The sequence below is a fragment of the Bacillus sp. UNC69MF genome (assembly GCF_000746035.1).
Lineage (GTDB): Bacteria > Bacillota > Bacilli > Bacillales > Bacillaceae > Bacillus > Bacillus velezensis.
Map to the genome: position 1 here is coordinate 847,436 of NZ_JQKM01000003.1, position 24,136 is coordinate 871,571.

General features: G+C 49.6%; 15 protein-coding genes. 12 read left to right on the plus strand and 3 right to left on the minus strand.

Features of this window, described 5'->3' with window-relative positions:
* The first annotated feature begins 3 nt into the window (after nt 1-3).
* The gene (locus BR62_RS0104270) at nt 4-7,131 is read left to right on the plus strand and encodes an amino acid adenylation domain-containing protein (RefSeq protein ID WP_032869789.1); all 7,128 of its coding nucleotides are present in this window, start codon (nt 4-6) and stop codon (nt 7,129-7,131) included.
* Nucleotides 7,132-7,149: 18 nt separating this feature from the next.
* On the plus strand, nt 7,150-7,365 hold the full coding sequence (locus tag BR62_RS0104275; protein WP_007408694.1) for an MbtH family protein: 216 nt from the start codon (nt 7,150-7,152) through the stop codon (nt 7,363-7,365).
* A 44-nt stretch (nt 7,366-7,409) separates the two neighbouring features.
* On the opposite strand, the gene BR62_RS0104280 is transcribed toward BR62_RS0104275, so the two are convergent.
* The 3 genes from BR62_RS0104280 to BR62_RS0104290 form a co-directional block, all read right to left on the minus strand.
* On the minus strand, nt 7,410-8,087 hold the full coding sequence (locus BR62_RS0104280) for a YukJ family protein (protein WP_007613467.1): 678 nt from the start codon (nt 8,085-8,087) through the stop codon (nt 7,410-7,412).
* Nucleotides 8,088-8,204: 117 nt separating this feature from the next.
* Nucleotides 8,205-9,335 (minus strand): alanine dehydrogenase, encoded by a 1,131-nt coding sequence (gene ald, locus BR62_RS0104285; RefSeq protein ID WP_003152011.1) that lies wholly within the window; start codon nt 9,333-9,335, stop codon nt 8,205-8,207.
* Nucleotides 9,336-9,438: 103 nt separating this feature from the next.
* Nucleotides 9,439-10,668, minus strand: a complete 1,230-nt coding sequence (locus BR62_RS0104290; RefSeq protein ID WP_007408691.1) for a PucR family transcriptional regulator — start codon at nt 10,666-10,668, stop codon at nt 9,439-9,441.
* A 315-nt stretch (nt 10,669-10,983) separates the two neighbouring features.
* Between BR62_RS0104290 and BR62_RS0104295 the strand changes: the two genes are divergently transcribed.
* From BR62_RS0104295 to BR62_RS0104340, 10 genes are all read left to right on the plus strand, one after another.
* Nucleotides 10,984-11,277: a WXG100 family type VII secretion target gene (locus BR62_RS0104295; protein ID WP_015418116.1), complete on the plus strand. Its 294-nt coding sequence runs from the start codon at nt 10,984-10,986 to the stop codon at nt 11,275-11,277.
* Between the two features lie 75 nt (nt 11,278-11,352).
* Nucleotides 11,353-11,592, plus strand: a complete 240-nt coding sequence (locus BR62_RS0104300; RefSeq protein WP_007408690.1) for an ESX secretion system protein YukD — start codon at nt 11,353-11,355, stop codon at nt 11,590-11,592.
* Nucleotides 11,593-11,606: 14 nt separating this feature from the next.
* A complete protein-coding gene (gene essB, locus BR62_RS0104305) occupies nt 11,607-12,893 on the plus strand; it encodes a type VII secretion protein EssB (RefSeq protein WP_032869870.1) in 1,287 nt (428 codons plus the stop codon).
* Nucleotides 12,894-12,947: 54 nt separating this feature from the next.
* Complete coding sequence (gene essC, locus BR62_RS0104310) at nt 12,948-17,423, plus strand: type VII secretion protein EssC (protein WP_032869793.1); 4,476 nt, start codon at nt 12,948-12,950, stop codon at nt 17,421-17,423.
* Nucleotides 17,420-20,551, plus strand: coding sequence for a type VII secretion protein EsaA (esaA, locus tag BR62_RS0104315; RefSeq protein WP_032869794.1), 3,132 nt, complete (start codon nt 17,420-17,422; stop codon nt 20,549-20,551). Before essC ends, esaA begins: the two co-directional genes overlap by 4 nt.
* A gap of 7 nt (nt 20,552-20,558) precedes the next feature.
* Entirely contained in the window at nt 20,559-21,032 is a 474-nt protein-coding gene (essA, locus tag BR62_RS0104320) for a type VII secretion protein EssA (RefSeq protein ID WP_015418112.1), read from the plus strand.
* 60 nt (nt 21,033-21,092) lie between these two features.
* Nucleotides 21,093-21,824: a (S)-benzoin forming benzil reductase gene (locus tag BR62_RS0104325; protein ID WP_032867179.1), complete on the plus strand. Its 732-nt coding sequence runs from the start codon at nt 21,093-21,095 to the stop codon at nt 21,822-21,824.
* A 163-nt stretch (nt 21,825-21,987) separates the two neighbouring features.
* Nucleotides 21,988-22,518, plus strand: coding sequence for an HD domain-containing protein (locus BR62_RS0104330; protein WP_007408684.1), 531 nt, complete (start codon nt 21,988-21,990; stop codon nt 22,516-22,518).
* Between the two features lie 137 nt (nt 22,519-22,655).
* Complete coding sequence (locus BR62_RS0104335; RefSeq protein WP_003152023.1) at nt 22,656-22,892, plus strand: DUF2642 domain-containing protein; 237 nt, start codon at nt 22,656-22,658, stop codon at nt 22,890-22,892.
* A gap of 136 nt (nt 22,893-23,028) precedes the next feature.
* A complete protein-coding gene (locus tag BR62_RS0104340; RefSeq protein ID WP_007408683.1) occupies nt 23,029-24,135 on the plus strand; it encodes an AI-2E family transporter in 1,107 nt (368 codons plus the stop codon).
* Nucleotide 24,136: the final 1 nt, after the last annotated feature.

Genomic DNA, 24,136 nt, shown 5'->3' on the forward strand with positions numbered 1-24,136 from the left:
AGAATGCATGATACACAACAGCTGCCTCTGACAGGCGCACAGGCCGGTATCTGGTTTGCGCAGCAGCTTGATCCTGATAATCCGATTTACAATACAGGCGAGTACGTTGAGATAAACGGCGCGATCGATGTGAACATATTTAAAACCGCTCTCGAACGCGTGCTGACGGAAGCCGCGTCATTACACGCCCGCTTCGAGGAGGGAGCAGACGGGCCGAAGCAGATCATCAATCCTCCATTTGAGGCTGCGATCGATGTCATAGATGTGAGTTCAGAAGCTGATCCGAAGCAGGCCGCACTCAGACTCATGCAGACAGATTTGGCTGAGCCCGTTGATATGGCGGCCGGGCCTTTGTTCCGCGACATTTTATTTCAGGCGGGACCGGAACGCTTTTTCTGGTATCAGCGCATTCACCACATTGCGATAGACGGCTACGGTTTTTCACTGCTGGCACGGCGTACGGCGCAAATGTACACCGCAATACGGGAAGGACGTCCGGATAACGGGCGCTCCTTCGGTTCTTTGGAGGATCTGGTAAAAGAAGATCAAGAGTACCGCGCGTCTGATCAATTCCTGAAAGATCGGGAATTTTGGATGGAGAAATTTGCGGATGAACCTGATGTCGTCAGTTTGGCAGAAAGAGCGCCGCGAACGTCAACACGTTTTCGGAGAAGCACGGCTTATCTTTCTGAAACGGCTTTACAGCATGTAAAAGCGATTCCGAACTGGCATGAAGCCGTCACGGCCGCAGCGGCGGTATATGTCCATCGGATGACAAACGCAGGGGATATCGTGCTCGGTTTACCGATGATGGGGCGGATCGGCTCAATTTCACTGAATATTCCGAGTATGGTCATGAATCTTCTGCCTTTACGGCTTTCTCTCCGCCCGGATATGAATTTTCATGAGGCCGTCAGCCAAGTGGCAAAAGAAATCCGAAACATCCGGCGCCATCAGAAATACCGCCATGAAGACATGCGCCGCGACCTTAAATTGCTCGGAGAAAATCGCAGGCTGTTCGGCCCGCAAGTCAATGTGATGCCGTTTGACTACGCGCTTGATTTCGCCGGAGCGCGGGGGACCGTTCATAATTTATCAGCAGGGCCCGTTGATGATTTGTCAATTAACGTTTACGACAGAGCGGACGGAAGCGGAATGCGTGTGGACTTTGATGCGAATCCGGAAGTGTACAGCGCCGAAGATATTGAAAACCATCAAAAACGATTCCTGCTTCTGTTGGAATCCGCTGTGAAAGACCAGACACAAAAAATCGGCACACTCAACCTTCTGCTTGAAAGTGAACGTCTCCGCGTACTGGAAAGCTGGAATGACACGCGCAAGGCCGAGAAGCAGAAAAGTCTGCCGGAGCTGTTTTACGAACAGGCCGTAAAAACACCGGACCGGCCGGCAATCATCACCGAAAACGAAGAGCTCAGCTATGCCGAATTGAACAAGCGCGCGAACCAGCTTGCCGGCATGCTAAAGGAAAAAGGGCTCGGACCGGAACAATTTGCCGCTTTGCTGCTTCCGCGGTCACAGGAGTTGGCCGTGGGCATGCTGGCCGTTTTGAAAACGGGAGCCGCATACCTGCCGCTTGATCCTGATTTTCCTTCTGAGCGGATCACATACATGCTCAAAGATGCACAGCCTGCATGCCTGATTACAACGATGGAATTATCCGGCCGCATGCCGGAAGACAGTGATGCAAAAAGGATCATTCTCGATGACCCGGATACGGTAAAAACCGTTGCCGCTCAAAATGCTGACTGTCCCGCTCAGGCGGAATGTTCGCCTTTGCACCCCGCTTATATCATTTATACATCGGGCTCAACGGGCAAACCGAAAGGTGTAGTCGTCACATTAAAAAGCGTAAGCAATTTCCTCTTATCCATGCGGGAAATGTTCCCGCTCGGCGAACAAGACCGCCTGCTTGCCGTTACGACTGCGGCGTTTGATATTTCCGGACTTGAGCTCTTCCTTCCGCTCATCAGCGGGGCGGGGTGCGTCATCGCACGTAAAGAGACGATTCAGGAACCGCGGGCGCTTGCGCACATGATTCACTCATACGGTATTTCAATCATGCAGGCAACGCCGACATTGTGGCATTCATTAGTCACCAATGAACCGGATTCTCTCCGGGCGCTGCAGGTGCTTGTCGGAGGTGAGGCGCTTCCGAACGCGCTTATGCATGCTCTGCTTGAATCAGGCTGTACGGTGACGAATCTGTACGGGCCGACTGAAACAACAATCTGGTCGGCCGCACAGCCGCTTGCAAAAGACCATACAGGGGCGCCTCCGATCGGAAAGCCGATTTGGAACACGCGGGTATATGTGCTGGACGCCGCATTGCAGCCCGTCCCGCCGGGAATCGCGGGCGAGCTTTATATAGCGGGGGAGGGGCTTGCCAGAGGTTATTATAACCGTCCTGATTTAACAGCGGAAAGATTCATTGCCGATCCGTACGGGCCCGCGGGCGCGAGGATGTACCGGACGGGAGATCTCGTGCGCTGGCGTGAGGACGGCTCGCTTGATTATATCAGCAGAGCCGATCACCAAATTAAAATCCGCGGGTTCCGGATAGAATTAGGAGAAATTGAGTCAGTGCTGTCGAAATATCCGGGTATTTCGCAGGCCGCCGTCATTGTCCGTGAAGACCAGCCCGGAGATAAGCGGCTGGCGGCTTATGCTGTCGCGGATCAGCCCCTTGATATCGGCGGACTTCGTGAATATATGGGCGAAAGCCTGCCGGATTATATGGTGCCGGGCGCGTTTGTACAGCTGGAAGAATTGCCGCTGACACCGAATAAGAAGCTCGATCGCAGCGCTCTGCCTGCACCTGATTTTTCCGCTGTCCTGTCTGACAGAGGGCCGCGGACGCCGCAGGAAGAAATATTATGCGATCTGTTTGCCGAGGTTCTCGGTCTCGCGCGGGTCGGAATTGATGACGGGTTCTTTGAATTGGGCGGACATTCGCTCTTAGCCGGACGCCTGATGAGCCGGGTCCGGGAGACGATGGGCGCAGAGCTTGGCATCGGCCGTCTGTTTGATACGCCGACCGTTGCCGGGCTCGCCGCACAGCTTGACACCGCAAAGAGTGCGCGGCCTAAGCTCAAGCCGTTTGACCGGCCGGAGCATATCCCGCTGTCATTTGCGCAGCTGCGTCTATGGTTTCTCTACTGTCTTGAAGGGCCAAGCCCGACTTACAACATTCCGGTGATTGTCCGCATGTCAGGCAAGCTTGACCAATCAGCGCTGAAACACGCCTTTTACGATGTTGTCAGCCGTCATGAAAGCCTGCGCACCGTTTTTCCGGAAAATAAGGGATCATCTCATCAGCTCATTTTATCTGCTGAAGAAGCCCGCCCTGTGTTTACAGTGACACGTGCAGACAAAAACGAGCTCCAAGACATGCTTGCCGCTGCGGCACGATATCGGTTTGATCTCGCTAAAGAGCCGGCCGTCCGAGCCGAGCTGTTTGATCTTGGTGACGGCGAGTATACGCTGATGATTCTCCTGCATCACATTGCAGGTGACGGCTGGTCCTTGAATCCGCTCATGCGTGACTTATCCATAGCCTATATCGCCCGGCAAACAGGTGAAAAAGCAGAATGGGCGCCGCTGGCGGTTCAATATGCGGATTATGCGCTTTGGCAGCAGCAGCTTTTAGGCAGCGCGTCTGATTCTGAGAGCTTAATTGCGCGCCAGCTGGATTTCTGGAAGAAAACGCTTGAAAATGTACCGGATCAGCTGGAGCTGCCGTCTGATTTTCCGCGTCCCGCTGAATCAAGCTACAGGGGCGGCGTCATTCCGGTCAACATCGGCCAAGAGCTTCATGCCCGTCTTCTCTCACTTGCCAGAAATCAGCGCGTAAGCCTGTTTATGGTGCTTCAATCAGGGCTTTCCGCGTTACTGACCCGGCTCGGTGCAGGGACCGATATTCCGATCGGCAGTCCAATAGCCGGCCGCAGTGATGATGCATTGGGAGACCTTGTGGGTATGTTCATTAATACACTCGTACTGAGAACCGATACCTCTGGCGATCCGAGCTTTTGTGAGCTCCTTGAAAGGGTCAGGGAAATGAATCTCGCAGCATATGAACATCAGGACGTGCCGTTTGAACGTCTCGTGGAAGAATTGAATCCGGTTCGTTCCCGATCAAGACATCCGCTGTTCCAAGTGATGCTCGCATTCCAAAATACGCCTGACCCTGTACTCAGTCTTCCTGATATGGAAACAAGCCTGCAAATCAGCAGTGTCGGATCGTCCAAATTTGATTTGACGCTGGAATTGGCTGAACAGCGCCATGACGACGGCACGCCTGCCGGTATTGAAGGCCTGCTGGAGTTCAGTACGGACTTATTTAGAAAAGAAACGGCTGAAGCACTTGCCGGACGCCTGCTTCTTCTGCTCGAAGATGCCGCATCACATCCGGAAAAACCGATCGGAAGCTTAACCATTCTTTCTGATGAAGAGCGCCGGAAGCTTTTGCCGGTTAAACGGGCAAAACAGCATATTCAGCCTCGGCAGACACTGCCTGAACTGTTTGAAATACAGGCCGCCGCAAAATCGGATGAAACGGCGGCAGTATTTGGAGAGAGCGGACTCACTTATAAAGAGCTGAATGAAAGAGCCAATCAGCTCGCGCACATGATGATTGCCCGCGGCGTCGGCCCGGAGCAGTTTGTCGCACTGGCGCTGCCGCGTTCTTTAGATATGGTTGTCGGGCTGTTAGCCGTCCTGAAGACGGGGGCAGCGTATTTGCCGCTTGATCCTGATTATCCCGCGGACCGCATTGCTTTTATGTTACATGATGCCAAGCCTGTATTTATGCTCACCAACCGTGAAGGCGCAAGTAAGCTCTCTATCGAAAGCGGCATGCCGGCCTTCATCTTGGATGATCCGCGGAACAAGGAAACACTTCGGCAATATGCCGTCACGAACCCTGCGGACGCTGACCGGATTCGTCCGCTGTCGCCGCTTCACCCGGCCTACGTCATTTACACGTCGGGATCAACAGGTGTGCCGAAAGGTGTCATCATTCCGCACAGCAATGTTATCCGGCTGTTTGAGTCGACGCGGCATTGGTATCACTTTCATTCTGATGATGTATGGACGATGTTTCACTCCTACGCTTTCGATTTCTCTGTCTGGGAAATATGGGGGCCGCTGCTTCACGGCGGACGTCTCGTCGTCGTGCCGCATGACATCAGCAGATCGCCGGAAGCGTTTTTACATCTCCTCGTGAAAGAGCGAGTGACCGTACTTAACCAAACGCCGTCAGCGTTTTACCAGCTGATGCATGCGGAAAAAGAACACAAAGAGCTTGGGCGTCAGCTCGCACTCAGATATATCATCTTCGGCGGCGAGGCGCTTGAGCTGAGCCGGCTTGAGGGTTGGTACAGCCGCCACGCGGACAATCAGCCGGTGCTCGTGAACATGTACGGCATTACGGAAACGACGGTGCACGTCAGTTACCTTGAATTAGACAAAAACATTGCCGAACTGAGAGCAAACAGCCTCATCGGCTGCGGCATTCCTGATCTGAACGTATATGTGCTTGATGACCGGCTGGAGCCTGTGCCTCCGGGCATCACGGGTGAAATGTATGTGGCCGGAGGGGGCGTGGCACGAGGCTACTTAGGGCGGCAAAGTCTGACCGCCGAACGCTTTGTGGCTGATCCGTACGGCCCGCCGGGAACGAGAATGTACCGGACGGGGGATTTAGCCCGTCTGCGGACGGACGGTTCTCTTGATTATATGGGCAGGGCGGACCACCAGATTAAAATGCGCGGCTTCCGGATTGAATTGGGAGAAATCGAAGCGGTTCTCGTCAAACATCCGGATGTCGAGGATGCCGCCGTAGTCGTCCGTGAAGACCGGCCGGGAGATAAACGGCTGGCCGCCTACCTTGTCCGATCTGCCGGCAGCACCTTGGACACTGGGGACATGCGCCGGTTTGCCGAAGAAAGCCTGCCGGATTACATGATTCCGTCAGCTTTTGTCCAAATGAATGAACTGCCGCTGACACCGAATGGAAAGCTTGACCGAAAAGCGCTTCCTGCGCCTGACTTCCAAACGGAGGTCACCGGCCGGGGACCGAGAACGCCGCAGGAAGAAATGCTTTGTGAGCTGTTCGCAGAGGTGCTTCATCTGCCGCGTGTCGGTATTGATGACAGATTTTTTGATTTAGGCGGTCATTCTTTGCTTGCGGTTCATTTAATGAGCCGTATTCGGGAAGCGATGGGAGCCGAGCTGAGTATCGGAACATTATTTGAAGCTCCTACGGTGGCAAGCCTTGCTGAAAGACTTGAGTCAGGAACGGGCGCAAGCGCGCTTGATGTTCTTCTTCCGCTCAGAACGGCAGGAGAAGAAACACCGTTGTTCTGTGTCCATCCGGCCGGCGGTCTCAGCTGGTGTTATGCCGGGCTGATGTCTTCTTTAGAGGCTGATTATCCGATATACGGCTTACAGGCGAGAGGCATCGGAAAAAAAGAATCGCTTCCGCAAAGCCTAGATGACATGGCGGCGGATTATATTGAAAAAATCCGTACCGTGCAGCCGAAAGGGCCGTACCGTCTGCTCGGCTGGTCTCTCGGAGGGAATGTCATTCAGGCCATGGCGACACAATTACAGAGCCGGGGTGAAGAGGTTTCGCTTTTGGTGATGCTTGACGCGTATCCGAATCATTTTCTGCCGATAAAAAATGCGCCTGATGACGAGGAAGCCGTCATCGCGCTGCTCGCCCTGGGAGGGTACGACCCGGACAGCCTCGGGGATCAGCCGCTTGATTTTGACGCCGCGCTGACCATTCTCCGCCGTGAGGGAAGCGCATTAGCCAGCCTGGACGAGTCAGTGATGATGAATCTGAAAGACACGTACATTAATTCTGTCGGGCTGTTAGGAACATACAAGCCGAAACCGTTCCACGGAGATGTGCTGTTCTTCAGATCAACGATTATTCCGGAGTGGTTTGACCCAATTGAGCCGGATACTTGGAAACCGTATATTACGGGGAAAATCGAGCGGTATGACTTAGACTGCCGCCATAAAGATATGTGCCAGCCGGGCCCGCTTGCCGACATTGGCGCGATTCTGGCAGAGAAATTAAACGGACGGCGTACAGTCCGGTAAAGAAAGGAAAGAGATGATATGACAAATCCATTTGAACGGGAAGACGGCTCATACCATGTGCTCGTCAATGCTGAAGGCCAGTACTCACTGTGGCCGGCCTATCTGGATGTGCCGGACGGCTGGGAAACCCGCCTCACGAATGAAACCCGCCCCGTTTGTCTCGAATATATTGAAACAAACTGGCGTGATATGAGGCCGGAAAGCCTGAAACAGGCCGAAGCCGCTAAAATGTAATAAGAAAAGCCTGCCGTTATTTCGGCAGGCTTTTTATGCGGACATCAGCCGTTAAGCTGTGTATGATCACAAAATGTATAAGGGTGGCCTTCTTCATTCGTGCACCATGACTGAGACAGAAAAGCCAAAAAGACCGCGGCCCACTGGTCTGCAAACTGGATTAAAATACCGCCGTCGTGCCACGTTCCGTTATCCTTCTTCCAGCGTGTATCAATTGGGTTTCCCTGATTCATATGAATATTATGCATGCCGTTTGTCGGCTTGAACCCGAAAATCTTATCAGCGCCCGGCTCCGGCCCGAATTTAGAGCCGTAAATATAGACGGTGGCTTTTTCTGATTTGGCTTTTTGCATGTACGTCTCAATAAAGTCATTTAAGTCATTATCCGGACCGGTGACTTCATGCGGGAGGGGCACCATGTTCCGGGGATCAAACAATCCGCCGCGGACATAATCCAGCGCCAGCTCACGGCTGGTTTCATCAATTGGGGTATATCCATACGGAATGTTGGGCAGCAGGGTGATCGCGCTTGCATCAAAATGATCGCGTGCCGCATACAGAACCTCTGATTCTTTTGAACTTGACATGACATTGATCGCACAGCGATAGCGCGTATCAGGCTCGCCTAGCACCTCGACTTGAAAATGCGGAGAATCATCATCTGTTTCCCTTTTCATATCTGACACAGTGCCTTTTAATACACCATAGTGCTGAACAGCCATATGAATCCTCCTTTTTCTTCCGGGATATGAATTGATATTCGAGACAGGGGGCCGTTTTTCCTTTTATGAGAAAGAAAAAAGGACAGCCCGCTGATCAGGCTGTCCTCTTCATATCTATTAAGCTTTTGCAGCCGAACCTTGCATTGCTTTTTCAGCAGGCACGTAGTCATAGCCTAAGTCTTTGGCTACCGCTTCATACGTGACATGTCCGTTAGCCGTATTTAAGCCCGCTTTAAGCGCAGGGCTGTCTGCAATGGCTTGTGCCGCGCCTTTATTGGCGATTTGAAGCGCGTAAGGAACGGTCACATTCGTTAATGCGAGCGTAGACGTACGCGGTACGGCGCCCGGCATATTGGCGACAGCGTAGTGCACGACGCCGTGTTTTTCGTAAGTCGGATTATCGTGGGTTGTAATATGATCAACGGTTTCCACAATGCCGCCCTGATCGATGGCAACATCAACAATGACGGAACCCGGTTTCATTTGTTTAACCATTTCTTCCGTAACGAGAGTCGGCGCTTTGGCTCCCGGGATGAGCACGGCGCAGATCAGAAGATCCGCTTCCGCGACGGAATCTGCAATATTTACAGGGTTTGACATCAATGTTTTAATCTGATGCCCGAAAATATCATCAAGCTGACGCAGTCGGTCTGCGTTCAAATCGATCATTGTCACATCGGCACCGAGTCCGACAGCCATTTTCGCGGCATTTGTTCCGACGCCGCCCCCTCCGATGATCGTGACTTTTCCGCGGGATACACCCGGTACGCCGGCTAATAAAATTCCTTTTCCGCCCTTTGGTTTTTCAAGAAACTGAGCCCCGATTTGCGCGGCCATTCTGCCGGCCACTTCGGACATCGGCGTAAGCAGCGGAAGGGAACGTCCGTCCGTTACCGTTTCGTACGCAATAGCTGTCACGCCTTTTTCTGTAAGCGCTTTAGCTAATTCCGGCTCTGCAGCTAAATGAAGGTAAGTGAATAAGACCAGACCTTGACGGAAATACGCATACTCTTCAGCCAGCGGTTCTTTTACCTTCATGACCATTTCCGCATCCCATACTTGCTTTCTGTCCTCCAGAATTTCCGCCCCTGCTGATACATAATCTTCATTTGTAAAGCCGCTTCCGAGTCCCGCTCCGGATTCCACAAGAACCCGATGGCCGTTTCCGATAAGCTGTGAAACGCCTCCAGGTGTTAATGCCACTCGATTTTCATTGTTTTTGATTTCCTTTGGAACCCCGATAATCATGTCTGTTTCCCCCAATGTTTGTGTGATGCTTCAAGTGTAGCGCGATTTTTGCGAAAATTCTTTGTTTGAAACAGAAAATAAAAAAACACGGATTTGTGAAATTTCACGAACCCATGCTGCGAAGTTTGATATCAAGGTAAATCGTAAACTTTTCATTCACATTTTTTAAGTCGATTTCTGCGATCTGGCTGATTCTTTTCAGCCTGTAATTCAATGTATTGACATGGATGTTAAGCGCTTTAGCGGCGGTGTTGACATTGCTGTCGGCATCAATAAAATGTTCGAGCGTTTTTACCATATCGGCTTGGTGCTCCCTGTCATACTGCTCAAGCTTTGACAGGGAATAGTTCATATAGCCGCTGTGCTTGCGTTTTTCATCCAACACATCCAGGTACTGATAAATGCCGAGTTCCGAAAAGCTGAAAAGGTGTTTGGTTTCTCTCACAAACCGCTCTTTCGCTTTTAATACGGAAAGCGCTTCCTGATAGGAGCGGTAAACATAAGAAATCGATTCGTAAATACCGCCGACCGCAATCGACGCATCCTCAATTTTATATCGTTCCTTCAGCTGTTTTTGAATATGAAGGGCGAAGTGCTTTACATCTTTAAAAGGCTGATCGGTTTTCGGCGCGGCTAATAAGATTAATTCATTTGAATCAACAGTCGCCAGCATGACATGAATCTGCTGTGTCGTTTCCTGCAAATATTGCAGCTGCTGTTCCGTCTTTTCAGTCAGCTCATCATGTAAACGGATGATCATGACGCTGAACACGGACGGCAGCGCCATTCCGAGCTTATGAAACCCTTCGGCCATTTCGGCTTCCTGATAAATATGGCCGGTCAGCATTTTCCAAAAAAACTCCTGGCCCCGCTCTTCGATTTTCGTTTTGCGGATCTGCAGGTGCAAAAGCTTGTTCCGCACCGCTTTGGCTGCCAGCTGAAGTGTCTTCAGATCTTCGTCATTGAGCTTTTTTTTGATCTCAAGCGCCCAAATAAATCCGAGAACCTGACTGTTTTTCCAGATGGAAATCGCCACGCGGTTGCTCAGGCCCACCTCGTCAATTTCTTTCACTTTGATCGGCTGGTCCGTTTTTAAAAGGGCCGGAATGGTTCCGTCTTTCCAGAGTTTGTTGATGACTTTTTCCGGCACCCTCCGCCCGATAATCGTCGACGTCCGAGCCGGATCTGTACAATCGCTGTGCGTGCTGTATGCAAGCAGTTTATGATTAACGTCTTCTATTGTAATGGGGCATTGAAGAACTTCACTGATATGGTCGGCAACATCTTCAAGCCTGTCGAAACTGTACTTAAATGGATCCTTTGGATTGGTCATCTGTATCCCTACTTTTTCATAGCTTCATATCTTGATCTTACCATCTTGCTTTTCAGACTGAAAGGCATCTTTGCAGGGAAATAGACTAGGACAATAAGATCATTTGATGAAAACGAAAATAATAAGAAAATCATACTACTACATTTACAAAATGTGTAAATGTGACGAAAAATCCAATATATCATAAGACTCATTTTGTAAAATTAAAACAGATTTGTTTGACTGTGCCGAATGGTTGTTTTTATAATAATGACGTTCAAAAAATAAGTGAATTAGCCCATATTTAGGCTGATGACACAGGAGGGTATAAGGAATATGTCTGGATTAATTCGTGTCACACCCGAAGAGCTAAGAGCGATGGCTAAGCAATATGGCGTTGAAAGTCAGGAAGTCATGAATCAGGTTGACCGCCTGAACCGCATGATTTCTGATTTGAAAAGCATGTGGGAAGGTGCTTCAAGTGAAGCATTTGCAGATCAATATGAGCAGCTGAAACCTTCATTTATTAAAATGTCTGAATTGCTTCAAGATGTGAATCATCAGCTCGATCAAACGGCAAATACGCTTGAGTCTACTGACCAAGATATCGCTAACCAAATTCGCGGATAATAAGATGAATGAAGAAACGGAGCGCCTGATTCAATCAAGAAGACGGCGCTCTTTCTATGTAAGGGTGATATGAATATGTATATCGATATTACAATAGATTTAACACATTATAACGGCAGCGTCTTCGATCTCAGATTGTCAGATTACCATTCTGTGAAAAAAGTCATTGATATTGCCCGGCAGGCTCAGCATGTATCCGTTCCGCCGCGTGAAGGCTATTGGATCAGAGTGGTCAATAAAGAAGCGGTTTTTTCCGGAGAACAAAAGCTATCTGACTGCGGCATTACGAACGGAGACCGCCTTGAAATTTTATGAAAGGACATGGTGGAATGACAGGTCATAACAGATCTTATTTAGAAACAGATTTAGACGCCGTCCGGGAAGAAACCGAATCAGGCTTCACGTTCACCTTCCAGCGGGAAAAAATCAAGCTTCTTGACGGGCTGGAAGCAAACGTGATTAAAGATGCTGATCCTTTTTTTCAAAAAGAGGTTTCAGTTTCAGAAGACGAAGTAACCATCACAATCAAACCTCCTTCTTCTTATCAGGCTTTCCGCTATATAAAAGGAAAAGATAAAAAAAGCAGGTGGCAATTTGCCTACCGTCTCGTCCAAGCCGTGAAACAGCATAAGCTGAAACGTCTCAATCTGATTGCCGCCCCTGAAAATATCGTGTTTGATAAAGCGCTGACGCCTTACTTTCTTCATTACGGCGTAAAGGAGAGCCTTCCGCCTTATGAGGAAGATAGAGAAAGGGTGTTAAAAGAGCTCAAAGCCTGTGCGGCGCTTGCAGCTGACGGGGCGTACACCTTCGATGAATATTTGAAGTACAAGGAGACGCTTCACTTCTCTCCTGAGGTGAAAAGCGTGCTAGAGGCGGAGACGATTGAAGAACTGGAAGAAACCATTCAAACCGCAATTGATTCCCTCGAAGAAAGGGACAAGACATACATAAAACTGCCGAAAAAGAAATGGAAAATCCAAAGATACGCCGGTCTGGCGCTTGCCGTCCTCCTTGTGCCGGCACTTCTTTACTCCTTATACGTTCTGTTTTTCGCCCAGCCAAAGCAAGAGGCAATTACGGAAAGCAACCGCTATTTTTTAAATCAGCAGTACAGCAAAGTCATTGACACACTCGCCAAATACGATGCGGAAAGCCTCCCGGAATCTGTGCAGTACGAGCTTGCTTCCTCTTATGTGGCAGTTGAAAATCTGAGGGAAGAGCAGCGGAAAAACATCGGGAATCTGGTCACGCTGCAATCAGACCCGAAGCATTTCCTTTATTGGATTGATATCGGCAGAGGGGAAAATGAAGAAGCCATCAAAATCGGCCGCAATCTTGAGTACAACCCGTACATCTGGCTCGGACTTACAAAATATAAACAGCAATTATTAGCGGATGACAGTATGAAAGACGACGAAAAGCAGAAAGAACTGGACGCCGTGGAAAGCGAGCTTGCGAAGGCGAAAAAAGAGGCGGAGGAGCAGCATAAAGAAGCGGAGGAAAACGGTGACACCGCCGAAGCTTCCGCCGGACAGGATGAAAGCAAACAAGACAAAGCGAAAGATAACAAAGAGAACGACAAGAAAGATGAGAAAAAAGATGAAAAAAAATAACAGCACACATCAAATGGCCGCAGGTAACGATCAGGCTGTCAGGAGGTTCGCCATATGAGTCTGTTATGGGTCTTTTACCGAGAGCACGTACAAAAGATTCAGCTGTCTGAACTCCCGCCGTCTCAGCCGATTACGATCGGTCCGGATATGAAAGATACAATCACGGTCGGCACACTTCCGTTACGGCAAAACGCCGCAACCCTTTATCGAAAAGAAACAGATCGTTATGATGTTTTCCTGGGAAATAACTGTGCCGGCGAATTGACAATAGGAAATGAAATGCCCTGCCGGATTGAAGAAGAGACGATGCGGCTTCTGCTCATCCCTGACAAAGAAGAATCCTCCGTTTATTTTATCGGCGGGAAGGATGAGATCGTTTTCTCATCAGAAACAGAGGAAGCGGATATATACAAAGAGCCGTCCTCCGCTCAAACAGGGGCTTTTTATCTGCGAAAGTCGGGAGGATGCTGGTCTGTCGTCCCTGATGGCCAGGACGTTTATGTGAACGGAAAACTTGCAGAAGCTCCCGAAAGGCTCCGCACGGGAGATGAGCTGCTGTGGAATTTTCTGCGTGTGAGGCTGACGGAGGACGACCTTTTAGAAGTCGTTCATCACGAAAAGCTTCAAACCGGTTTAACCAAAACGGTAAAACCAAGCACCGAAATGAAAAAGAAATACCCGCAATATCGAAGAACGCCGCGTATGGTCTACGATCTTCCAGAAGACCGCGTTTCATTCAGCTTTCCCTCGCAGGAAAGCGAACAGAATAACCGGGGGCTGTGGCTCGTCATTCTGCCTCCTTTGGTCATGCTGATTGTAATGGGGGTTGTCGCCATTATACAGCCGAGGGGCATATTCATCCTTGTCTCTTTGGCGATGTTTATGATGACTCTCATTACGTCCACCGTGCAGTATTTCCGTGAAAAAAACCAGCGGAAAAAACGGGAGGAAAAACGGGAGCGTGTGTACAAGCAGTATTTAGAAAGCAAGCGGAAAGAGCTTCAGACGCTGTCGGAAAAACAGCTGCAAGTGCTGACGCATCATTTTCCCCCGTTTGAAAAAATGAAATATTTAACTTCTGAAATCAGCGGCCGCATTTGGGAGAAATCGCTGGAAAGCAGGGATTTTCTGATGCTTCGGCTCGGAACGGGCACGGTCCCGGCAAGCTACGAGATTTCAATGAGCGGCGGAGACCTGGCGAACCGTGATGTGGATGACTTGATGGAGCAGTCGCAGCACATGCAGCGTGTGTATAAAGATATCCGCCATGCGCCCGTGACCGTTGATTTACAAGAAGGGCCGATGGGGCTTGTCGGGAAACCCCAGATCGTCAAAAATGAAATTCATCAGCTGATCGGCCAGCTCGCGTTCTTCAACAGCTACCATGACCTGCGATTTGTCTTTATCTTTCATGAGGACGAATATAAGGAATGGGAATGGATGAAGTGGCTGCCGCAATTTCAGCTGCCTCATATGTACGCGAAAGGATTTATTTACAATGAACAGACCCGCGATCAATTGTTATCGTCCATTTACGAGCTGCTGCGGGAGCGGGATTTGGAAGAAGATAAAGAAAAGAAGATCTTCCAGCCGCATTTTGTCTTTGTCATCACAAATCAGCAGCTGATCGCAGAGCACGTCATTTTAGAATACATCGAAGGCCGGCATGAGCATCTCGGCATCTCGGCAATCATCGCCGCGGAAACGAAGGAAAGCCTGGCGGAAAACATTCACACCCTCGTCCGCTACATTAATGAAGATGAGGGAGACATTCTCATTCAGCAGAAAAAAGCGGTGCAGATCCCGTTTAAGCTGGACAGGCACGAACGGACAAACAACGAGCGGTTTTCCCGGACGCTTCGGACATTGCACCATCAGGTCGGAATGACGAATTCCATTCCTGAAACGGTCTCATTTCTGGAGCTGTTTCATGCGAAGGAAGTAAAAGAAATCGGCATCAGGCAGAAGTGGGAGACAAGTGAGTCTGCAAAATCGCTGGCTGTTCCGATCGGCTATAAAGGAAAAGACGACATCGTCTATTTAAACCTGCATGAAAAAGCGCACGGGCCGCACGGATTGCTGGCGGGAACGACCGGCTCCGGGAAAAGTGAATTTCTGCAAACGTACATCCTGTCATTGGCCGTTCACTTTCACCCGCATGAAGCGGCGTTTTTGCTGATTGACTATAAGGGCGGAGGAATGGCCCAGCCGTTCCGCAAGATGCCGCACCTTCTCGGAACCATCACGAATATTGAAGGAAGCAGAAACTTCAGTATCAGGGCGCTTGCATCCATTAAGAGCGAGCTGAAAAAACGGCAGCGTCTGTTTGATCAATATCGCGTCAATCACATCAATGACTATACAAAGCTGTATAAACAGGGAGAAACGGAGATTCCGATGCCGCACCTGTTTTTGATTTCAGATGAATTCGCCGAGCTGAAAAGCGAAGAGCCTGACTTTATCAGGGAGCTTGTCAGCGCGGCCCGCATCGGACGGAGCCTTGGTGTGCATTTAATTCTCGCCACGCAAAAGCCGGGCGGCATCATTGACGACCAAATATGGAGCAACTCACGCTTTAAGGTCGCGCTGAAAGTGCAGGATGCAAGTGACAGTAAAGAAATCCTGAAAAACAGTGATGCGGCGAATATTACGGTCACCGGACGCGGCTACTTGCAAGTCGGAAATAACGAAGTGTATGAGCAGTTCCAGTCTGCCTGGAGCGGCGCCCCTTACATGGAAGATGTATACGGCACCGAGGATGACATTGCCATCGTTACCGACACCGGCTTAATCCCGCTGTCTGAGGTGGATGCGGATGATGCGGCGAAAAAAGACGCCCCGGCAGAAATAGAAGCCGTAGTCGAAGAAATCGAGCGGATTCAAAATGAAATGGGCATTGAAAAGCTGCCGAGCCCGTGGCTTCCGCCGCTTGCCGAACGTATCCCGCGCACGCTTTACCCTGCGCAGGAAAAAGACCGCTTCTTCATCGCCTGCGTGGATGAGCCTGATCAGCAAAGACAGGCGCCTCTCGCTTATACGATGATGGATGACGGTAACATCGGCATTTTCGGCTCATCCGGCTACGGCAAGTCAGTGGCTGCCATCACCTTTCTGATGAACTTCGCGGAAGGATACACGCCGGAAGAGCTTCATATGTACATCTTTGATTTCGGAAACGGCACGCTTCTGCCATTGGCAAAGCTTCCGCACACCGCAGACTATTTCTTAATGGATCAAATGAGAAAGATCGAAAAATTCATGATCCGCATCAAGGAAGAAATCGAGCGGCGGAAACGGCTGTTCAGAGAAAAAGAAGTCAGCCATATCAAAATGTACAATTCGCTCAGTGAAGAAGAGCTGCCGTTTATATTTATCACAATTGACAATTTCGACATCGTAAAAGATGAAATGCATGAATTAGAAACGGAATTTATCCAGATTTCACGCGACGGGCAAAGCTTAGGCATTTACTTCCTGCTGACTGCAACGAGGGTAAACGCCGTCCGCCAGTCGCTGTTAAACAACATAAAAACGAAAGTCGTCCATTATTTAATGGATCAGTCAGAAGGATACTCCATTTACGGGCGTCCGCCGTTCAGTCTCGAACCGATCCCGGGCCGCGTGATGATCCAAAAAGAAGAACTGTTTTTCGCGCAAATGTTTCTTCCGGCTGAAGCGGAAAATGACCTCGAGATGTTCCAGGCGCTGAAAGCCGATGTCAAAGCATTAGCTGAGCGCCACGCCGGAACAGCCGGCCCAGACCCGATTCCGATGCTTCCGGATAGGCTGACGGCCGGCGAATTTTCACTCCGTCTCGGCCCGGATCAAGAACCGTTCCGCATTCCTGTCGGGCTTCATGAGGAAAAGGTCAGCCCTGTGTACTTTGATCTGGGCAAAAATAAGCATTGCCTTATCTTAGGCCAGACACAGCGGGGAAAAACAAATATCCTGAAAGTGATGCTGAATCACCTGCTGCGTGAAGGTACGGAACAGGTCGGGCTGTTTGACTCGATTGACCGCGGACTGTCGCAGTATGCGCAGGAAACAAAAGTCAGCTATCTGGACACAAAAGAAGACGTCCGGCAGTGGATCGAAACGGCAGAAGCTATTTTCACGGAGCGCGAAGCTCAGTATGCGCAGGCCGTCAAAAATGGCGATGTGCACAAACTCAGTTTCTCTCCGGTCGTGTTAATGGCCGACGGCATTACAAGATTCCAGCAGACGATCGACACCGCCATTCAGGACAAGCTGGCGATGTTTATGAAATCTTACGCGCATGTGGGCTTCAGTTTTATCCCGGCGGGCAATCACAGCGAATTCTCAAAAGGCTATGATTCCTTAACGACGGAAATGAAACAGATCCGCCACGCGATGCTGCTTGTGAAAAAATCCGAACAAAATGTCATTCCGCTGCCTTACCAAAGGCAGGAACCGGACATTCAGCCGGGCTTCGGCTATTTGGTTGAAAACGGGAAAGAGCAAAAAATCCAAATACCTTTATGTTCAGCGGAAAGGGAGGCCGTCAGATGACTGAACAACGAAAAAGCCTGATCAAATTAATAGCCGCGGTCGTCATCATTCTGCTGCTGCCGGTGCTGTTTTTCCGGTTTATCGGCGATGACCCGGGAAAACAAAAAATCAACGCCACCCGCCAAATCGCAGTCGTGAATGAAGACATGGGCTTACAAACAGATGAAAATGAGGAAGAGGAATCCGTCCATTTCGGCAAAGAAGTAGCGGCCGCTCTCGGCGGCCGTCCGGATTATTCATGGACGGTTGTCAACAGGAGCGCGGCTGAAAACGGTCTGGCGGCTAAGAAGTATGACGCCGTCGTTTACATTCCATCCGATTTTTCAAAAGACATCTTAAGCTATGACAAGGAGCGTCCGCAAAAAGCCACGCTGACATTCAATATTCAAAGCAACCTGAACGCCGTCAACAAAGAAAAGGTGCAGCGTGAGCTAGAAGACGCCCAAAAATCAATGAATAAAAAAATGTCGGCATTATATTGGAATTTCGTCTCGCAAAAAGTGAACAATGTCCGAGGCGATTTTGACAAGATCGTCAATAAAGAATCAGAGTTTCAAAACGTCATGTACAACTTTTACAAGCCGAGCTCCAATGACTTGGCAGGTGAAATCAAACGGCAAAAAGACCTGATTGACGAACTGAAAAAATCAATGAATGAAGCGCAGGGCGCGGCAAAAGAAAAATTGACTTCGGCAGATGAAGCCAAAACCACGCTTAAAGACTTTGCCGACACGGTCGAGCGCTATAAACAATATCAAGAAAATCAGAAAAAACTGCTGATGGCCGCGCAGGAACAAAACCAAAAGCAAATCACAACCGGACTGAATGCCATTAAAGCACAGCAGGCCGCCAACCAGTTCAGCACGATGATGAGCGGGCTGTCTTCAGGCATAAACCGGGCGCAGACACAGCTTGACCAGACGGGATCGGCTCTTCTTGCCGCTCAACAGGTGAGAGAAGCGCAGGTTCCTGATCAGGAACACGGGATGGCGAATATTCAATCCAATTTACTGGACAATTATTTGACTCAATATAAAGCTCAAGCAAGATTTGAAACACTGAACAGTATCCAAACCCTTATGAAAAGGGATCGGCCGGCATTAACCGTTCCGGAAAAGGACCCGGGTGATGACGGCTCGGATGAACCGAAAGAAGAAGAAAAACCGGAAGAAGAAAAACCGGAAGAAGAAAAACCCGGCGATCTGAAAATGGACCTTGACGATCAGCGTGACGAATTAAAACGCATCTCCGCTGAAATCAATCACATTTCTGACGGATTAAAAGAACCGGAAAAAGAAAAACCGGAACCGGAAAACCCGGGCCAAGGCGATGACGGTGAAAACTCCGGCGATACCGATCCGGATAACGGAACGAATCCCGGAGAAGACGGAAAAACGGAAGACGGCACAAAAGAAGAGCAGCCTGCTTCCGATAACACAGGCGATCAGGAGCCAAAAACCGTCCAGGCCGCGACAGCCGCTAAAAACGTCACTCCGCCTGCTGATGAGCCGGCGGACGACCCGAACGATTCTGAAGGGGACGGCGGCACGGACATATCTGAGGCGAAAGAAAGGCTGAACCAAGCCGCAGAGCGCATTCAGCAAATTGAAAAAGAGCTGGAAGAGAAACAGCAGACTCATAATGAAGAACTGAAAAAACGTCTCGATGCTCTTGATGAAGAAATCCAAGGCCTTCAAGACCAGATTGATGACGTCAAAAAACGTGCAAAGAAAAAGCTAGAGGAATTGAAAGAAACGAGAAAACAAGACTTCAATACCGTTTACAGATTGATTGTAAGAACAGAACAGAACATTTTGAACTACCCGTCATTGGATAGCGGCCGCAAATCTGCTCTTGAACAGATATTTGCCGCTGACATTAATACAAAAAAGATATCCGATTTAATGAGTTACTATAATGATTTATCCCTGTATGAGGCCACACTCTATCACTCTCTTGACGCGGGCTCGCTGCCTGATGTGAAAAACAGGGTGCTGAAAGCCCAGCAAGGCGAAGTCCAAACCGTTCTCGCCATCAAACCGGAAGAAACAGCAAGCTGGGAAAATCTAAAAAACAACAAAATGCAGACAGATGAAGACATCAGCAATTTCATTAAAGGCATGACCGAATTCTCGGATAACTACAGCTCGTATATCAGAGATGAACAAGCCGGAGTGCTCGATGAGCTCGCCAGCATTTCAGACAGCGCGGCGAAAGCATCCGATCAGCTGGCTGAAGGCGCCGTGCAGGAAGCGGCCGCGTTCAGCGGAGACGGATTAACCGGAACGATGGCGCTCGGCGCTCAGGATACCGTCGGCCGCGAAGTCCTGCAAATGTCTGACACGATGGGCCATCTGTCAGAACGCCAGTCCGGCATCATCAGCTATACCGACAATATGCAGCAAAGCGTAAATGATGTCCAGCATAAAGCGGACACCCTGAACAGCAACTGGGGCAAAAACGTCGATTCCACGAAATTGATCAGAAATGACGTGTACGGCATTTTAGGGAACGCGCTCGTTGACGGACAGGAAAACGGCTATGTTTACGATTATCTCGCCAACCCGCTTAAAATCAGCGGAGAGGTGCCGGAAGACCGGGTTCAGAATGTTCCGCCGGTCGTCATTTTGGTGATCGTCCTGATCAGCAGTCTTCTGATCGGCTATTTCAGCTCGTATTATCAGCAGGCGCCGCTTCTTGTCAAAGGCGCGCTCTTTGGGATTTTAAACATTATGGTCGGATTGATGATCAGTCTGTTCGGTCTGAATATCTACTCGCTTCCGGACGATCAGACGATTAAATGGTCAGTCTTTACGATTCTCTTGCTTGCGGCGAGTTCAGCTTTTATCCGGGCAGCCTTTGTCTTCAGCTCAATCACCGGATGGATTGCATCATCCGCGCTCATTCTCTTTTATGTGGCGCCTTTGATCGACCTGATTATGCCGAACTTCACCTTTGACAGTCCGGTTTCGAAAGTCTATATCGATATTCAATACGGAACGGGCCATCTGTTTGCGATGGGGGTAACGGTTCTTGCGATCATTACGCTGATTGCGGCGGCGCTTCCGCTCGTCATTCGGCTGTTTGCGGAAAAAACGGAGGAAAGTGATCAGTCTTATGAGGCGTAACACGTTCATGGAAAAAGGATTGCTGCTGTTTGCTCTCTCCTTTTTCCTTTTCCTTCCCCAAGCCGCAGCCGCGAATGAGGAAAATACTGATGTCAAGCCGAATGAATATGAAAAGAAAGACATTGAAATTCGTACGGATTACCTGCACGACGATGCCTACTCCGAGGAAAAAACGGCGCTTCCGAAAGAACAGAAGGATATTACCTTTGATCAGCCGGCCGAAAACCCGGATGACAAACTGATATCAAAGTTGTTTACATCGTCAGACACGGAGCCGAATACGATCAAAGCGCAATCGAAAAAACTGGGTATCACATTTGCCGAGCCTGCGGTGCGGCATACCTCGGCAGATATGGAAACGGAGGAGAAAAAGACTTCTTATCTGCTGCCTGTCATTTATGCCGTCTTGATCCTCCTCGGGATTGCGGCGATGATCTATTTGATCCCGAAAGTCACGGCGCAGGAAAAGGCAAAGCGGTAAACGGATCGCTTGTGTTTGCGGGAAGACAGCCCGTAAAATAAGAAAAAAAGGAGGAGTTTCATGCAGTTTTTTCTTATAACAGGCGCGTCAAAAGGCTTGGGCCGGGCGCTGACGGAACAGGCGCTGCAAGAAGGAGCCGAAGTCGCCGCGCTTTCAAGAACGATAAGCGGGGAAAAGCGTGAGGGGCTGACAGAATACAGTGTTGATTTAACCGATCTGGCAGATACAGAGCGGCAGATGAAGGCGATTCTTGATCAAGCAGAGGAGAAGGGGTACTCCGCCGTCACACTGATCAACAATGCCGGAATGGTGGAACCGATCAAGCGGGCGAAAGAGGCTTCCGCCGAAGAATTGAACCGCCATTACACCCTTAATCTGACGGCGCCCGTTTTGCTCAGCCAAATGTTCACAAAGCGTTTCGAAGCGTTCAGCGGCAGCAAAACAATTGTCAACATCACATCGGGCGCGGCGAAAAATCCTTATAAAGGCTGGAGCGCGTATTGCAGCTCAAAAGCGGGGCTTGATATGTTTACGAGAACATTCGGGTTTGAACAGGAAGATGAAGAGCTGCCGGTCCGCATGATCTCATTCTCGCCGGGAGTGATGGATACAGACATGCAGGCCGTCATCCGTTCTTCGTCAAAAGAAGATTTCCATGACATCGAGCGGTTCCGCAATCTGAAAGAAACGAAAAACCTCAGAAGCCCGGAATACATCGCCGGCGTCATTCACTCACTGATCGCGGGCGAGCCGGAAAACGGACGGATATACGATATTAAAGAATTTTTGTAGAGCAGCTTTTACGCTGCTCTTTTTTGTTTGTACAATCACTTCGGGGTCCGGCGGCATATGATGAATGAAACAACGTATAAGGGGTATAAGAAATGTATCAGATGAATTGAGTTTCTTCTCGATTTATGTTAGGATTCTAAAAATATATTAAGGAGGGGTTTCCATGAGAAATGTAACGTTAATGGATGTCTTCACCCATCCAATCGCACAAAAGTATTTACAGCGTTCCGGTGTCGCCCATGCGATCGCCTGCGCGTTTCATGCATACCGTCTTGCCGTAAAAGCAGGTGTCAGCCCGGACCTTGCGGCGAAAGCGGCTTTACTGCATGACGTCGGCCATTATGAATGGTACACAGACGGCAAATGGGATTATGAAAAGTACAGAAGAAACGATATCCATGCCATTAAAGGCGCGGAACGGGCGCATAAGCTGCTCATCCGGCTCGGTGAAGAACCGAAAGCGGCGAAGGACATTGCGCTGGCGATTCTGCTTCACACCGATTCCTATCTGCCTGAAGGCGAACTGGACAAGAATACGCTCCAGCAAATCGTGAAACAAGCGGATGAACTCGATGAAGAACCCGGCGGACATCACCATTACCGCCAAATGGATCACACGGCCGCGCTCAAACAAATCCAAAAGCTTGATCAGTTAATTGACCAAGCCCAATATCCCTTAAGAAGCTCAGTCTAGGCCACTCATGCGGCCTTTTCCGCTTACATAACTCCGCATGCTCACTAACACCTTTTCCGCTCCGATAGACGTACTGTGTCAAAGCCTTTGTCCGCTGCATATGCTGAAGGAAAACATAGTAAAGGGGATCAGCGAAAATGGCCCATCAAGGAAGCCCGCAAATCGTCTCGTTAGTGGATCCTTACGTTTATCAGACCATCCATAAACTTATCGGCTCAAGGTTTATCATTCAAACCGTCAGACGCATTGTCAGAGGACGGCTGATTGATGCCACTCCGGATCACATCGCCATTGAAGAAACGCATGACCGTGTATTTTATATCAGAAACCGCCATGTGGTTTCCGTCATGCCTGATTATACCGAACGCGTGTAACAGCCCGAATAAGGCGCAAACCGGAGGCGGCCCTATAGAACCCCGGTGCGTCTTCTTTTTTGAGATACATAGATGCACGGCGGCTTTTTTTGGTACAATCACAGTACAAGTTCACATGACAATAGGAGGAAACCGCTTGTTGAAATCAAAGGTCCATTTTTGGACGCTGCAAATTTTGCTCGTTTTGCTCATTATTTACGTATCAACGAAAGTCTCGTTTATTTTTCAGCCGTTTTTCGGTTTTATCACCACTCTGTTTTTTCCGATTTTAATCTCGGGCATTTTGTTTTTCATTTTTAATCCGATCGTACGCCTGCTTGAGAAAAAAATCCCCCGGACATTGGCGATCCTGCTCATTTATCTCGTTTTCATCGGCCTGATTGCCTTTATGTTCACCGCCATCGGACCGATTGTGGCTTCCCAGGTCACGGGGCTGATTAACAATTTCCCTGATTACATTCATCAGATTCAAGTCTTGACGGCGCAATTATCCCATTCCAAATGGTTTACGTGGATGATGACGCAGGATTATGTGTCGATAGAAAAAGTCCAGCAGTCTCTGACGGGATTTTTACAAAGCCTTCCGCAAAATATTACGGCAAGCCTGTCGGCCGTGTTCGGCGTCGTTACGAATATCACGCTTGTCGTGATCACCGTTCCGTTCATTTTGTTTTATATGCTGAAGGACGGCCGGCGGTTTCCGCTCTTGGCGGTTAAAATCCTGCCTACTTCCTACCGGGCGGAAGGTCGCAAAATATTTAATGACTTATATGTCACATTGGCCGCCTATTTCCAAGGACAGCTGCTGATTTGTCTCTTTGTCGGAACGGCATGCTTTATCGGATATTGGATCATCGGCCTGCAGTATGCGTTAATTCTCGGGATGGTGATCGCCGTCACCAATATCATTCCGTACCTGGGGCCGTTTCTCGGGGCGGCGCCCGCGGTGATTATCGCGTTTATGGATTCGCCGGCTAAGGCGCTGTTTGCCGTTATTGTTGTCGTTGTCGTCCAGCAGCTTGACGGGAATCTGCTTTCTCCGCTTGTCATCGGGAAACGGCTCAATACCCACCCGCTCACCATTATTCTTCTGCTTATCGGAGCGGGCAGTTTCGGCGGCATTCTCGCAATGATTCTGGCCGTGCCGGTTTACGCGGTTTTAAAAGCTTTCGTCTTAAATATCGTCCGGCTTATCAAACTTCGTCAGCGGTCAAAGCTAGAAGACAGCCGCAAGCCGAAATAAA